This window comes from Nocardia salmonicida, from assembly GCF_036142455.1.
Lineage (GTDB): Bacteria > Actinomycetota > Actinomycetes > Mycobacteriales > Mycobacteriaceae > Nocardia > Nocardia salmonicida.
Genome location: NZ_CP108014.1, coordinates 6,090,863 through 6,105,549, shown reverse-complemented (window position 1 = coordinate 6,105,549; position 14,687 = coordinate 6,090,863). Strand labels below are relative to the sequence as shown.

The following is a 14,687-nucleotide window of genomic DNA, read 5'->3' as shown; positions in this document are numbered from 1 at the left end:
TGCGGGTGATCTCAGACCGTGCGGGTGAGCCGTTCGGTGAGCAACTGAGCGAAGCGGGCGGGGTCCTTGAGTTCGCCGCCCTCGGCGAGAACCGCTGTGCCGTAGAGGAGTTCGGCGGTCTCGGCGAGCTCGGGAACCTTGCCTTCGTCGGCGTCGGACTTGCGCGCGTCGTAGGCGTCGCGCAGGCCGGTGACCAGCGGATGGGTGGGGTTGAGCTCGAGAATCCGCTTGGACTCCGGCAGCGCCTGACCCGAGGCCCGGTACATGCGCTCGAGCATGGGGGTGAAGTCGTAGACGTCACCGACCAGGCAGGCGGGCGAGGTGGTGAGGCGGTTGGTGAGGCGGACCTCCTTGGCGACATCGGTCAAAGTGCCACCGAGCCAAGCGAGTAGGTCGCCGAAGTCCTTGTCCTGCTGTTCGCGCAGGGCTTCGGTTTCCTTCTTCTCGTCCTCGGTTTCCAGGTCTACCTCGCCCTTGGCGATGGACTGGAAACTCTTGCCCTGGAATTCGGGCACCGAGCCGACCCACATCTCGTCGACGGGATCGGTGAGGATCAGCACCTCGCGCCCCTTGGCCGTGAAGGCCTCCAGGTGTGGCGAATTCTCCACCTGCGCACGGCTTTCGCCGGTCATGTAGTAGATCGAGTCCTGGCCGTCCTTCATCCGCTCCACGTACTGCGCGAGCGTGGTGAGCTCGGACTCGGAGGCGGTGGAGGCGAAAGAGGAGACGGTGAGCAAGGTTTCGCGGTTGTCGGTATCGGAGAGCAAGCCCTCCTTGATGACGCGACCGAACTGCGACCAGAACGTCTGGTACCTGGTCTGATCCTCGGCGCCCTGCAGGTCCTTGACCGTGGACAGCACCTTCTTCACCAGGCGCTTGCGGATCATCTGGATCTGGCGGTCCTGCTGCAGGATCTCACGCGAGACGTTGAGCGAGAGGTCCTGCGCGTCGACGACTCCCTTGACGAAGCGCAGGTACTCCGGCATCAGTTCTTCGCAGTTGTCCATGATGAACACGCGACGCACATAGAGCTGCACACCGCGCTTGTGCTCACGGGTGAACAGGTCGAACGGCGCGATCGAGGGAATGAACAGCAGCGCTTGGTATTCGAAGGTGCCCTCGGCCTTCATCGGGATGATCTCGAGCGGCTCATCCCAGGCATGCGAGACGTGGTGGTAGAACTCCTTGTACTCCTCCTCGCTCACCTCACTCCGGGGGCGCGTCCACAAAGCCTTCTGCGAGTTGAGGATCTGGTCCTCGACGATGGTCTTGTCGACCTTGTCCTCGCCCTCCCCCTCGGTCACCGTGCGCTCGACCTGCATGCGGATCGGCCAGGCGATGAAGTCGGAGTACTTGCGGACGATCTCGCGCAGCTTCCATTCCTGCGTGTAATCGAAGAGGTGATCGTCTTCGTCGGCGGGCTTGAGTTCGAGGGTCACCGAGGTGCCCTGCGGTACGTCGGCGACGGTGTCGATGGAGTAGGTGGAGCTGCCCGCGGCGGCTTCCCAGCGCGTGCCTTCGGTCTCGCCCGCCTTGCGGGTGGTGAGGACGACCTTGTCGGCGACCATGAAGGTGGAATAGAAGCCGATGCCGAACTGGCCGATCAGCTCCTCGGCGGCGGCGTCGGACTTGGCCTCGGTGAGCTTGCGGCGCAGGTCGGCGGTGCCGGATTTGGCGAGGGTGCCGATCAGGTCGATCACTTCGGCGCGGGACATGCCGATGCCGTTGTCGCGCACCGTCAGGACACGCTCGTCCTGGTCGACCTCCAGCTCGATGTGCAGGTCTGAGGTGTCGGCGCCCAGGTCTTTGTCCTGGTAGGCGGCAAGTTTGAGCTTGTCCAGTGCGTCGGAAGCGTTCGAGATCAGCTCCCGCAGGAAGGTGTCTTTGTTGGAGTAGACCGAGTGGATCATCAGCTCGAGGAGCTGGTGGGTTTCGGCCTGGAACTCGAGGGTTTCGACGTGCTGCTCAGTCACGCCCCCGATGGTATTACGGCGCCTGTCGCGGTTCTCCCGAGGACCCTGTGTGGTGACGCCGCGCTAGCTCACCGGTCGCACCGCGCCGAAATCGGCCAGTGAGGGAACCTCGGCGACCGCCCGCTTCGACATCCAATCGCGCAGCACCTGGGTGGCGCGCACATCGTCTTCGTTGTAGACGAACAGACGGGTGCGCTGCGACATGTCGATGACGTCGTCGTACCCGACGGCACGGCGGTACCAGCCCATCGAGGCCTCCCCGCCTGCCTCCGGATCACGCCATCCGAACCCGGCGACGGGCGCGATCTTCTTGAGCCCCTTACCGTTCGGGCAGATGAACTGCTCGGTGACGGCCTGGAACATGTCGACCCATTCCTTCGAGTCGACGAACGCGCGCACGTCCTCGTGGGTCGGGATGCCGGGGCGCCCGGCGAATCGGCGGGCCGATTCGTAGAGCCACTTGTCCTCGGCGGTGCGCGAATAGCAGTAGGCGGCAAAGGTTTTGCCCGCGGCATGAGCTTCGGCGCGCCGCTCCATCAACCAGGTCCAGAATTCGCCGAACGAGCGGCCCTCGTCCTCGGTGGGCAGCGGATCCCAGGTGAAGAACGGGCGGTAGACATCGTCGAGCAGGGTGCCCCACAGATAGGCGCCGTCTTCCTGGTAGCTCTCCAGGTCGACGTCGATCTCCACATCGGCGCGACGCACGCTCACCTGCTCGAACCGGCGCACCAGGGGGGCGCCGTCGATCCAGGCGCGGGCGGTGACGACGGTTTCGGCGAACGGCCCGTGCTGCCAGTCGTCGGGTTCCTCACCCTCCCAGGCGGCGAGTTCGTCGACCGTCTCGATCCCGTGCAGGCGCAGAACATCCGCGCGCGACCCCGGTGCGACCAGGCTCACATCACGCATCTGCGCCAGCGTCGCCTCACAGCTGGGTTGGCCCTCAGGACCGCGCACCCACCAGGGGCACTGCCTGCACTCTGGCACTTTCGACGGCTGGGTCGGCAGTTCTCCGCGCACCACGGCGATGCGGTCTGCGTAGCGTTGGTCGTAATCGGCCAGCACGCTCGTCAGGTCGTGCACCAGGATCCGGTCGGCGACCAGGCCGATCGCACCGCCGATCAGGGCGGGACTGGCCATGCCGTAGCGCTGCAACATCCGGTACAGGTGAGCGAGGCGCTGCTGGTCGCGCGGCTGCGGGCGCAGTTTCACGTGTTTGTCGCGGCGGGGCTGCCACTGGAACAGATCCGAGGTCAGCGGGTGGAAATCGGCGGGGTCGGGCCTGCGCGGGTCGGTGACCTTGTGGTTGACCACGATGATCGGGATATAACCGCCGCGATCGTCGTCGCGCAGCAGGATCTCGACACCGCCACGTCGACCGGTATCGGCTTCCTGCGGCAGCAGTCCGCCCCAGATGCGCGGGGCGCCCGCCTCGATGGCCGCCATCGTCGCGGCGGCTTTGGCGCCACCACGCAATTCCGGGTCGATCACCACCCAGTCGGCGGGGGCGGCCGCGACCAGTTCGTCGCGGATCCTGGTGCGGTGAGCGGTGGCGGCGTCGCGCCGCTGCTGCACGCCCGGATCCTCGCGGACCTCGGCGAGCACGCCCGGATTCTCGGCATCGAGGCGCAGCCGGTGCCTGCATCCGATCAGTGAACGCGCGTCCAGGAAGGCGGTGCGGAAATCCGCAGCGGAAGCGGGGACCGGGCTACGCACCGGCCCGCCGTCGAAGTCGTCCTCGGCTGCACGCACGCAAGCAGTATGGGCCTTACCCCCGACACAATGCCCAATCGCTACCCTGATCGCACTACGCTACGGAGAACGGCAGGCCGCTTGGAGGCGGTGCTGCCTCATGACTTGGCGAGCATGACGGAGGGCCTGATCCCATGGGGTTGTTCAGCAAGCGGAAGCGGCGGCCGAGCCGACGCGCTGAGGCGAAAGCACTCAAGCACAAAGCCGCGGTGGAGGCGAAGCTGAGCGCCAAGAACGAGCGCAAGGCGGCCAAGGCGGGCGAGCGCGTGAACCGACGCGCGGCCAAGGCCCAGGCCCGCACGGCCGACAAGGTGGCCAAGGCACAGATCGCGACCCTGCATGCCGAGGAAAAGGCCGCGCAGAAGGCCGCCGCGAGGGCCGATCGTGAGCTGTTCAGCGCGAGTCAGGTCCGCAAGTACATCGGGGTGGCCCGAGTCCTCATCCCCGTGCTCGCCCCGCTGGCTTATCGCGGCGCCACGATGGTGCGCGGTCAGCTCGACGCCCGCAAGGCGCAGCAGCTCGGTATCGGCATGGACCAGCTCAGCGAGTTCAGCGGGCACGGTGCGCGCCTGCAGGCCCGCATCACCAACACCGAGGATGCCCTCGCGAAGATCGCCGCCGACAAGGCGGGCGATGCCGACACCGAGAAGTTCGTCGAAGCGGCGCGCTCGCGCCTGGCCGACCTGAACGTGGCGGTGCGCACGGCCGAGCAGATGCCCGCCGCGCGCCGCAAGGCTGTCCACGCGTCGATCTCGGCCGAACTGGCCGTGTTGGAGAACGACGTGCTCGCCCGCCTCGGCGTTCGCTGAGCCTGCCGTGACCACGCCGCAGCTCACCTCCCGCTTGCGCGGTGGTGGCTGCGGCGTTCTCGTGGGCGGGCTGGCTGTGGCCGCGCACGGGATCGGCGGCGGCACAGTGCCGAAGTCGTCGGAAATCGCACTGCTGCTGCTGGTTTCGCTGACGGCCGGGATGTTCGCCGCGGGTGTCACCGCCGAACGCGCTGGGCTGCGGACACATTCGTACCGTCGGCCCGCGACGGTGCGCACGGCCGCCGCGTTGATCGGCGGTCAGTGGGCCGGACACTTCGCGCTGTCGGCGACGCTCGACCATCACGGGCTGCTCCACCTGCCGAGTCTGCCGATGATCGCCGCGCACCTCGTCGCGGCGGGTGCTTGTGCCGCACTGATACTCGTCGCCGAGCGCATGTATCTCGTTGCGTCGAGCGTGATTCGAGCCGTACTCAGCAGTCCCGCTGCGCTCGCGCACCGCACTGTCCGCTGGTTCGCCGCTGTCGCCGTCGCGCGCGGAGCTCGTCCGAGGGGTGCGCGATGTCCGCGCGCACCGCCGTTGTTCGCCTGATTCACCACGACATCAGAATTCTTCGGACGACAAGGCATCCCATGCACAACTTCATCACCCGTAGCACCGGTACCGCCGCCCTCGCGGCGGGTGTGGTGCTCGCCGCCTGCGGTTCGGCGGCCGCTCACGTGACTGTCGACGCACCGGGCGCCGCCCAGGGCAAGTACACCGTCGCCACCTTCAAGGTGCCGACCGAATCCGAGACCGCGTCCACCACCGCACTGCGCGTCACCGTGCCGAACCTGAAAAGTGTTCGCACCGAGCCGATGCCGGGTTGGACATCGAAGATCGAGCGCAACGACAAGGGCGAGAGCGTCGCCGTAGTGTGGTCGACTGATCCGGGTAACCCCGGCGTCGGGCCCGGCCAGTTCCAGCGGTTCGTGCTCTCACTCGGCCCGCTGCCCACCCAGGACACCGTGAACTTCCCCGCGCAGCAGACCTACAGCGACGGCAAGGTCGTGGCCTGGGATCAGCCGAGCACCGATGGCGCCGAGCCGGAACACCCCGCGCCCGCGCTCACCCTGTCCGCGAACGGCGGTGCCGAGGGCGGCGATCACCAGGTCGCCTCGGGCGAATCCACCGAGGCGCAGACCGATTCGGTCGCCCGCTGGATGGGCGGAATCGGTCTCGCCCTCGGCCTGTTCGCCGCAGCCCTCGGCCTCGGCCTCGTCTTCCGCTCGCGGCGGTCGTCGTGATGCGGAAGATGCTCGTCGGCGTACTCGCGGTCCTGTTCGCCTGCGCCTTCGCGGCGGCGGGCACGGCGAGTGCGCATTCCGGCGCGGTGAGCAGCGTTCCCGAGAACGGTTCGACCGTGGAGGTCGGACCGGCGCGGGCCAGCATCACCTTCAACGAGGAACTGCAGCAGAACTTTCCGTCGCTGACCGTGGTCGGCCCGGACGGCAGGCTGTGGTCCAAGGGCAAGGCGCTGGTCGAAGGACGCAGCGTCAGCGTGGAACTGGGTGAGCTGGGGCCGGTCGGTGAGTACACGATCGCGTTCCGGGTCACCTCGGCCGACGGTCACCCCGTGAGCGGGACGAGGACTTTCACGCTGAGCAAGGCGGGCACCGGCACGCCGGGCGCCCGCCCGGGCGAGGACAAGGCCGACGACGGCGGCGACGGCGGTGTGCCCGTGTGGGTGTTCATCGCCGGCGGGGTGGTGCTGTTCGGCGCCGGCCTCGCGGTGGCGTTGCTCGGCGGCCGGTCCGGTAGCAAGAAGTAATCGACGATGACGACCGGTCGCCGGGAATCCGGTGCCGCGCTGCGGCAGTGGCGGGTCCTGGCGCCGGTCGTTGTCGCCGCGCTGGCCGGGGTGGTGCTGGCCTGGATCCTGCGCCGGTCGGGCGACTTCGCGTGGGTGGCGTTCGCGCGCGTACTCGCCGACTGCGCGGGCGCGGTCGTGCTCGGCCTCGCCGCGCTGCCCCGGCTCAACGACCGGCTGACGGTCGCGTGGCGACCGCTGGCCGCCTTCGCCGGTGTCTGGTTCGCCGCCGAGTTCACCGTGCTGGTGTGCGAGGCCGCCGAGATCGTCGGCGTCGCGGTGACCCAGCTCGACGCGAGCGATTTCATCACCTTCCTCGGCAGGCTCAGCGGCGGCCAGATCGGCATCGCGATCCTGTTCTGCACCGGCGCGATCGCCTGCTACGCGGCGCTGGCCTTCCGGCGGCCCGATACCGCGTCGGCCGATCTGGTGCTGGTGTTCGCGGCGGTCGCGCTGTCGCTGCGTCCGATCACCGGGCACATGTCCCAGCAGATGTTCGGTTCGGTGCTCGCCGCGATCCACGCGCTCGCCGCCGCCTGCTGGCTCGGCCTGCTGCTGGCCATGGTCCTGATCCTGCGCACGCGCGGCGAGTGGGCCGCGACCCTGCCTCGCTACTCCGCGATCGCCGCGCCCCTGGTCGGCGTCGTCGCGCTCACCGGCCTGGTCAACGGTGTGGTGCGACTCGGCGGCATCACCCCCCTGTGGACAACCGGCTACGGACGAATCCTGCTGGCGAAGCTCGCCATCCTGTGCGTGCTGGTCGCGCTGGGCTGGTGGTGGCGGCGAACCTGGGTCCGCAAGGCCGCCGACCACCGCGTCACCGCCGAGACCTCGCTACGCAACGCGGCCGCCGAGGTACTGATGATGGCGCTGGCGTTCGGCCTTGCGGCGACACTGGCCGTCACTGCGTAGTCGCCTCGGTCACGTTCGGCCTCGATGCCATTTGACGCCGATACGCACCAATTAGAGTGACTCGTATGACCGAAGTGAGGATTGCCGAAGATTGCGCCGCGCCCGCCGAAGCAGCGTTCGCGTTCATGAACGACTACCGCAATCTGCCGAAGTTCTGGTACGGCATCGAATCCTTCACACCCCTCACCGCGCAGACCGACGGCCTCGGCGCGACGTTCGACGGGAAGATGAAGCTCGGCCCCGCGTCGCTGACCTCGCGCGTCGAGGTCGTCGGCTGGGAAGAGGGCCGGTTGATCGCCACCAAGTCGATCAAGGGCATCGAGATCGTCGCGACCTTCAGGTTCATCCCCAAGGGCGATATCGCGTGCACAGTGGACGCGGACATCGATTTCTCCGTCGGCGGCGGTATCACGGGCAAGATGCTCGGCAAGACGATCGAGCCGTTCGTGAAGATCGCGGTTCAGCACACCACCGACGCTCTCATCCGCGAGATCGAGAAATCACACAGCGAGCAGGTCTGAGAGCCTACGAATGGCGCGGCCCGGCGGGCCTGACACAATCTGACCTATGACCGAATCAGCGAATGTTGTGGCCACCGCCGATCTGGCCGATGAGATCGGCCCCGAGATCCGGAGCTGCGATACGCAGTTCATCCAGTTCGGCGGCCGCGCCGAATTCGCGGGCCGGATCACCACGATCCGCTGCTTCCAGGACAACCTGCTGGTCAAGCAGACCCTGAGCGGGCCGGGCGAGGGCAAGGTGCTCGTCGTCGACGGCGGCGCGAGCGTGCACACCGCGCTGGTGGGCGACATCATCGCCGGGCGTGGCGTGGACAACGGCTGGGCCGGCGTGATCGTCAACGGCGCCGTGCGCGACTCCGCGATCCTGCGCACCCTCGACATCGGGGTGAAGGCGCTTGGCACCAACCCGCGCAAGAGCACCCAGACCGGCAGCGGCGAGCAGGACGTGCCCGTCGAATTCGGCGGCATCACCTTCGTGCCCGGCGAGATGCTCTACAGCGACTCCGACGGCGTCGTGGTTCGCGCCGAAGACTGAGGGCGACGCGGGTGTTCGAGGGTCAGCCCTCGGACACCCGTACCTTGTTGCCCGCGAGGATGACGACATCGCCGATCTGCAGTTGCCTGCCGCGACGTAGCTCCACTTCGTCGTTGACGCGCACCAAACCCTGCGCGATCACCGTCTTGGCCTCGGAACCCGAATCGATCAGGTTGGCCAGTTTCAGGAATTGCCCGAGCCGGATGACAACGTCATCGATCGGCACATCAACTGGTTCCGACATGCGCTAATACTTACCCGGTCACGCGAAACCGGTGAGCACCGGCCCCGCGGTTGCCCGCGGTGTGGAACACGCCGCAGCCACCGCCACACCGATCCGGCCCGAATGGACGCACACTGGATCGGTGACTCCCACGCAGGCCGAGCAACACCCCATCGTCGAGGACCGCACGCCGGTGCCGCATCGCGCGCACGGCCGCCTTTCCGAGGTACCGCACATCGCCGGATTGACCCTCGGTGTGTTCGCGGTGCTGCTGACCCTGTGGAGCCTCTCGCCCAGCCTGCGGATCCTCACGCAGGTGCCACGCCACTACGTCGACACCTATTACTTCGACGCCCCCGACACCAGCCTGGTGTGGGCGTTGGTGGTCGGCTTGCTCGCCGGGGCGACCGCGGCCCGCAAGCGGATCGCCTGGTGGCTGCTGGTGGTGTATCTGCTGCTGTACGCGGTGGCCAACATCCTGGACTTCTTCGCCGACGACGATGTGGACGCGCTGGTCGCCTTCATCGTGCACGCGGTGGTGATCGCGATCCTGCTGGCCGCGCGTAAGGAGTTCTACACCCGGGTTCGGCCGGGAGCGCTGTGGAAAGCGCTCGGCGTGCTGGTGGCCGGGTTGGCGCTCGGCTGCCTGCTCGGCTGGGGGCTGGTGGAGCTGTTCCCCGGTTCACTGCCCGAGGGCGTGCAGCGTCCGCTGTGGGCGGTGTATCGGGTCACCGCCGCCGTGCTGGTGAACAACGAGCACTTCGACGGGCATCCGCACGCCTGGGTGAACTTCCTGCTCGGCCTGTTCGGCGCGATCGCGCTGCTGGCCGCGGTGATCGTGCTGTTGCGCTCACAACGTGCCGACAACGCGATGACCGGCCTGGACGAGTCGGCTATCCGCGGACTGCTGGCCGCCGGCGATGTGGAGGACTCGCTCGGCTACTTCGCGACCCGCCGCGACAAGGCCGTGGTGTTCGCGCCGAATGGCAAGGCCGCGATCACCTATCGCGTCGAGTTGGGTGTGTGCCTGGCCAGTGGCGATCCGATCGGCCCGAAACAGGGCTGGCCGCAGGCGATCCGGGCTTGGTTGGAGCAGGCCGACCGGTTCGGCTGGCAACCCGCGGTGATGGGCGCGAGCGAACTCGGCGCCACCGCGTACCGCAAGGCCGGACTGTCGGCGCTGCGTCTGGGCGACGAGGCGATCCTCGACACCCGCACGTTCTCGCTCGCGGGCCCGGAGATGAAACAGGTCAGGCAGGCCGCGAACCGGTTGCGCAAGAACGGCCTCGAAGTGCGGGTGCGCAGGCACCGCGACATTCCGGCCGAGGAGTTCGCCGAGATCGTCACCCGCGCGGACGCCTGGCGCGACACCGAGACCGAGCGCGGCTTCTCGATGGCACTGGGTCGCCTCGGTGACCCACTCGACGGTGACTGTCTGCTGGTCGAGGCGGTCGATCACGACGACCGCGTGCACGGCATGCTCTCGCTCGTCCCCTGGGGCCGCACCGGCGCATCACTGGAACTGATGCGCCGCGACCCGCAGAGCCCCAACGGCGTGATGGAGCTGATGATCTCCCAGCTCGCCCTGAACTCCGATCAGTACGGCATCACCAAGGTGTCGCTGAACTTCGCGGTGTTCCGTTCGGTGTTCGAGGAGGGCGGGCGGATCGGCGCCGGTCCGATCCTGCGGGCCTGGCGCGGTGTGCTGCTGTTCTTCTCGCGCTGGTGGCAGCTCGAGGCGCTGTACCGGTCGAATGTGAAGTATCACCCACGCTGGGTGCCGCGGTTCTTCCTGTTCGAGGAACGCAGGCAGCTGCCGCGGGTGGCCACGGCGAGCGGGCTGGCCGAAGGTTTCCTGCCGCGCCTCGGCAAGGCGCCCGACGCGGGCGTGCACACCGGCACGAAGGCGGCGGTCCCCGCGACCGTCACCGGCCTCCACCCCGACGGCAGCGCGCCGGAGACGCCGGAAAGCGCCGACGACGAGCAGGGTCCGCGCAGGCCGGAGCAGGTACGGGTGCGCCTGGACAAACTCGACCGGCTCACCGCGTCCGGCGTCGACGCCTATCCGCCCGCCTACCCGCCGACCCACGACATCGCCGCGGCGAGGCGCTGCCCCAAGGGCACCACGGTGCGCATCGCGGGCAGGCTCTTGCGGATTCGCGACTACGGCGGCGTGATCTTCGCGTTGGTGCGGGATTGGACCGGCGAGATCCAGCTACTGATCGACCGCGAGCGGGTCGGCGCCGATCGCAGCAACGAGTTCACCGAATTCTTCGACCTGGGCGATCTCATCGAGGTGAGCGGGCAGATCGGCGCCAGCCGCAACGGTGAGCTCTCGCTGCTCGCGCAGGACTGGCGGATGAACGGCAAGTGCCTGCACCCGCTGCCCGACAAGTGGCGTGGGCTGGCGGATCAGGAAGCCAAGGTCCGGCAGCGGTATGTGGACATGGCGATCGACCCAGAGGCCCGCGAGGTGATGGCCAAGCGCAGCGCGGTGCTGCACTCACTGCGCGATTCCCTCTATGTCTGGGGCTTTCTCGAGGTGGAGACGCCGATCCTGCAACAGGTGCACGGCGGGGCCAACGCGACCCCGTTTCGCACCCACATCAACGCCTACGACCTCGATCTCTACCTGCGCATCGCCCCCGAGCTGTACCTCAAACGGCTGTGCGTCGGCGGCATGGAGAAGGTGTTCGAGATCGGCCGGACCTTCCGCAACGAAGGTGTGGACTTCAGCCACAACCCCGAGTTCACGATCCTGGAAGCCTATGAGGCGCACAGCGATTACCAGCAGATGATGCACCTGTGCCGTCGGCTGATCCAGCACGCGGCGATGGCCGCCAACGGGGCCGAGGTGGCGTTGCGCCCGAACGACGACGGCGGATTCGACACCGTCGACATCTCCGGCGAGTGGCGGGTCAAGACCGTGCACGGCGCGGTCTCCGAGGCGATCGGCACCGAGGTGACCCCGCGCACCGAGCTGGCCCGGCTGCGCGAACTGTGCGACGAGGCGGGCGTGGCCTACCAACACGGCTGGGACGCGGGCCAGGTGGTGCTGGAGATGTATGAGCACCTGGTGGAATCGCAGACCACCGACCCCACCTTCTATCTGGACTTCCCCACCTCGGTCTCCCCGCTCACCCGCTCGCACCGCAGCATCCCCGGCGTGGCCGAGCGCTGGGACCTGGTCGCCTGGGGCGTCGAATTGGGTACCGCCTACAGCGAACTCACCGATCCGGTGGAGCAACGGCGCAGGCTCACCGAACAGTCGATGCTGGCCGCGGGCGGCGATCCGGAGGCGATGGAACTCGACGAGGACTTCCTGGCCGCACTCGAACACGCGATGCCGCCCACCGGCGGGCTCGGCATGGGGGTGGACCGGGTGGTCATGTTGATCACCGGACGCAGCATCCGCGAGACGCTGCCGTTCCCCTTGGTGAAACCACGGTGAGAACGGGTACAGGTGTATACGGATCGCGACGCGTTCGCGATCAACAACTGCTCCGTCCGGCCCGCGTGCGACTTTCGTAGTGAAAGTCGCAGCGAGACCGCTAGTCTCGGAGTTCCGGCACCGGGAGGATGTCGGACCACCAACACATCGGGATGGGATCACATGTATCTGGACTTGCTGACCACGGCCGCACTCGTCGATCCGCACATGTTCACCAGCAGCTTCGACACCCTGGCCAGTTCGGACGCTGTCAACACCGCGATGGAACTCGCGGCGAAGAAGAAAAAGAAGAACAGCAGTTTCCTGATCATCGGCGGCATCTGCTGCCTGGTGATCGTGGTGCTCATCGTCGGTGGCATCTACCTGCTCAAGAACAAGAAGAAGGACGACCAGCCGCCGCACAACGGTGGTCAGCCGCCGTTCAACGGCCCGCAGGGTGGTCAGCCGCCGTACGGCCAGCCGCCCTACGGCCAGTCCTGACCCGGAGGACTCGCGGCGATCCCCTCGGTCGACGAGGCGACCCCGCGAGTCCTCGAACGAGCATCCGTTCGAAGAGCCGTAGTCCCCCCGGATACCTCGATACGGCAAAGTGTGTGAGCGTGCAGCTGATACTCGTGCGTCATGCCCAACCCGAACGCGTGGTCGGCGAGACCGCCGCCGCCGACCCCGGCCTCACCGACATCGGCAAACTCCAAGCCGACCGTGTCCCCGCCGCGCTCGCCCCCCACGACATCGTTCGCGTAGTCAGCAGCCCCCAGCGCCGCGCCCGCGACACCGCGCTCCCCACCGCGACCGCCCGCGACCTGCCCGTCGAGGTCATCGACGACCTGGCCGAGTACGACCGCGACCTGCCCGCCTACATCCCCATCGAAGACGCGAAAACCGAATTCGCCGAGGCCTACGCCCGCATCAAAGCGGGCCACCTCCCCGACCAGATCGACGGCCCGGCGTTCACCGCCCGAGTACTGGCCGCCGTCGACAACCTCGTCTCCACAACAGCGCCCGAGGACACCGTCGTAGCCTTCGCCCACGGCGGCGTGATCAACGCCCTCCTGGCCGACATCCTGGCCCTCCCCCGCCCCCTGACCTTCCCGATCGACTACTGCTCGATCACCCGAATCCTCTACTCCCGCACCGGCACCCGCACAGCCGCCACCATCAACGAAAACGGCCACGTCTGGAACCTACTCCCGAGGGCCCTGTCCCGAACCACACCCTAGATCCGCCGAAACCCCCCTCCCGACCCACCGCGCACCCCAAGACCGCCACCTTGCCACCTTGCCTAGCCACATCGTCCACCCCAGGTCCGCCATGACCGCACTCCCAGCCCCGTACCCGCGACCCCTAGGGAGCGGCGGCCACGAAGTGGCCGGTCCGCGGCCGGGTCGCCGGTCAGGCGCCGGTGCGTAGGCGACGAAGGAGCAAGCACCGGTGCCTGACCGGCGGCCCCTCAGGGCCGCGGACACGCGCGCGCCAGCGCGCCAATAAACACAGTCAAACCGTCCGGGACTACCGAACCCCTGTAGCCCCAACAAACAAAAGAGCCCGGTACCGCCGAAGCGATACCGGGCCCTTCACGAAAAACTCAGGCAGCCTGAGCGATCCAGTTGTGCATCCAGGTGATAGCGGTCTGCCCGCCACCCACCGAGTAACTGCCGTACAGAGTATGAGCCTGCGACCGATAGAACTGCTCGAGATCCTTGGCCCGCTTCTGGTTGGCCGCGTCCGTCAGCTGCGCCCCCAGCGTCGGGATGCCGCCGAGCGACATCAGGTCGGTCACGATCGCCCCGGCCTCGAGCTGGTAGCGCCACAGGTTGGCCGGATTCGCATCCGAACTCTGCGCGAGGAACCCGGCGAACCGCGTCACGAAGTCGTCGCTGGCGGTCGCGCAGTACAGGTCGTCGACCGCGCAGATCGTGCGCGTGCGATCGCTCAGCCAACCGAACCCACCCGGCCGGGCGCCACCGGCACCGGCACCCGGGGCGAACGGACCGACCTGCACATCGGTCGGCGAACGGCGCGGATCGGAGATGAGGCCGACAGCGGCGACCCGGTCCTGCGGGATCGGGCTGATGCCGGTGCCGATCTCGGCGGCCAGATCGCCTGCGGCGTCGGCACCCTGGCTGTAGCCGACGATCGCGGCCTTGGTGTTGCCGCAGGCGGCCAGCTTCTCGCTGATCAGCCCGCGGGCGGCGTCGACCGCCTGCTTCTTGGAGTTGCCGTAGACATCGCCCTCCCAGGGGAAAGCAGTGGCGGCATAGGTGACGTAGTCGACGTCGGTGTTTCTCGGTAGGCCGTTGGTGACGCCGGCGAGCATGCCGGGGCCGGGGGTCTTCTCGTGGCCGGTTTCCCAGGTACCGGGAATGGCGACCACATACAGACTCGGGCAGGCGGGCGCCGCGCTCGCGCTCGTGCTGCCGACAACAATTCCGGACATCATCGCCGCGGATGCTCCCAGAGCCGCGACAACCTTCTTCACCTGCATACCGCTCCAGTTCACCCTTGCTCCATCGATGTGAGAGCAACCCCGATTAAGGACGTTTGGCCCCAGATCTCGCCGCGAATCAGAATAGGCGTACGAGCCATCCCGTGCCACACGACCTCTCGATCTTATGACAGTTTGCACCGACGGACCCACGGCTACGCAACCGCAGTGACGGGATGTCGGCGGCACGTCACCGCCGACTCACCCCCTGTTCGCGGAAC

At 67.7% G+C, this 14,687-nt stretch carries 14 protein-coding genes; 10 read left to right on the top strand and 4 right to left on the bottom strand.

The genetic code is table 11. The features are described 5' to 3' along the window. Positions 1-11: 11 nt before the first annotated feature. Together htpG and OHS03_RS28560 are read right to left on the bottom strand one after the other, a co-directional pair. A complete protein-coding gene (gene htpG, locus OHS03_RS28565; protein WP_255284791.1) occupies positions 12-1,973 on the bottom strand; it encodes a molecular chaperone HtpG in 1,962 nt (653 codons plus the stop codon). Positions 1,974-2,036: 63 nt separating this feature from the next. Then, the gene (locus tag OHS03_RS28560; RefSeq protein WP_328664450.1) at positions 2,037-3,686 is read right to left on the bottom strand and encodes a TM0106 family RecB-like putative nuclease; all 1,650 of its coding nucleotides are present in this window, start codon (positions 3,684-3,686) and stop codon (positions 2,037-2,039) included. A 170-nt stretch (positions 3,687-3,856) separates the two neighbouring features. Between OHS03_RS28560 and OHS03_RS28555 the strand changes: the two genes are divergently transcribed. The 7 genes from OHS03_RS28555 (at position 3,857) to rraA (ending at position 8,307) form a co-directional block, all read left to right on the top strand. After that, on the top strand, positions 3,857-4,531 hold the full coding sequence (locus tag OHS03_RS28555) for a DUF6474 family protein (protein WP_056822491.1): 675 nt from the start codon (positions 3,857-3,859) through the stop codon (positions 4,529-4,531). 7 nt (positions 4,532-4,538) lie between these two features. Then, a complete protein-coding gene (locus OHS03_RS28550) occupies positions 4,539-5,081 on the top strand; it encodes a hypothetical protein (protein WP_328658316.1) in 543 nt (180 codons plus the stop codon). A 41-nt stretch (positions 5,082-5,122) separates the two neighbouring features. Beyond that, complete coding sequence (locus tag OHS03_RS28545) at positions 5,123-5,776, top strand: YcnI family copper-binding membrane protein (RefSeq protein WP_328658314.1); 654 nt, start codon at positions 5,123-5,125, stop codon at positions 5,774-5,776. Continuing rightward, on the top strand, positions 5,776-6,300 hold the full coding sequence (locus OHS03_RS28540) for a copper resistance CopC family protein (RefSeq protein ID WP_328658311.1): 525 nt from the start codon (positions 5,776-5,778) through the stop codon (positions 6,298-6,300). The genes OHS03_RS28545 and OHS03_RS28540 overlap by 1 nt, the downstream gene beginning before the upstream one ends. Before the next feature lie 6 nt (positions 6,301-6,306). After that, a complete protein-coding gene (locus tag OHS03_RS28535; protein ID WP_328658309.1) occupies positions 6,307-7,251 on the top strand; it encodes a CopD family protein in 945 nt (314 codons plus the stop codon). 65 nt (positions 7,252-7,316) lie between these two features. Continuing rightward, entirely contained in the window at positions 7,317-7,772 is a 456-nt protein-coding gene (locus OHS03_RS28530; RefSeq protein ID WP_194825321.1) for an SRPBCC family protein, read from the top strand. Positions 7,773-7,818: 46 nt separating this feature from the next. Then, on the top strand, positions 7,819-8,307 hold the full coding sequence (rraA, locus tag OHS03_RS28525; RefSeq protein WP_328658307.1) for a ribonuclease E activity regulator RraA: 489 nt from the start codon (positions 7,819-7,821) through the stop codon (positions 8,305-8,307). A gap of 22 nt (positions 8,308-8,329) precedes the next feature. Here the strand turns inward: rraA and OHS03_RS28520 are convergent, their stop codons facing one another. Continuing rightward, positions 8,330-8,551: an RNA-binding S4 domain-containing protein gene (locus OHS03_RS28520; RefSeq protein ID WP_194825319.1), complete on the bottom strand. Its 222-nt coding sequence runs from the start codon at positions 8,549-8,551 to the stop codon at positions 8,330-8,332. Positions 8,552-8,702: 151 nt separating this feature from the next. On the opposite strand from OHS03_RS28520, the gene lysX reads away from it, so the two are divergent. The 3 genes from lysX to OHS03_RS28505 all read left to right on the top strand — a co-directional run bounded on the left by lysX (position 8,703) and on the right by OHS03_RS28505 (position 13,201). Next, positions 8,703-11,981 (top strand): bifunctional lysylphosphatidylglycerol synthetase/lysine--tRNA ligase LysX, encoded by a 3,279-nt coding sequence (gene lysX / locus OHS03_RS28515; protein WP_328664449.1) that lies wholly within the window; start codon positions 8,703-8,705, stop codon positions 11,979-11,981. A 162-nt stretch (positions 11,982-12,143) separates the two neighbouring features. Next, entirely contained in the window at positions 12,144-12,461 is a 318-nt protein-coding gene (locus tag OHS03_RS28510) for a hypothetical protein (RefSeq protein WP_056822509.1), read from the top strand. 119 nt (positions 12,462-12,580) lie between these two features. Further along, entirely contained in the window at positions 12,581-13,201 is a 621-nt protein-coding gene (locus tag OHS03_RS28505) for a histidine phosphatase family protein (protein ID WP_328664447.1), read from the top strand. A 365-nt stretch (positions 13,202-13,566) separates the two neighbouring features. On the opposite strand, the gene OHS03_RS28500 is transcribed toward OHS03_RS28505, so the two are convergent. Continuing rightward, on the bottom strand, positions 13,567-14,466 hold the full coding sequence (locus OHS03_RS28500; protein ID WP_328664445.1) for a cutinase family protein: 900 nt from the start codon (positions 14,464-14,466) through the stop codon (positions 13,567-13,569). Between the last annotated feature and the right edge of the window lie 221 nt (positions 14,467-14,687).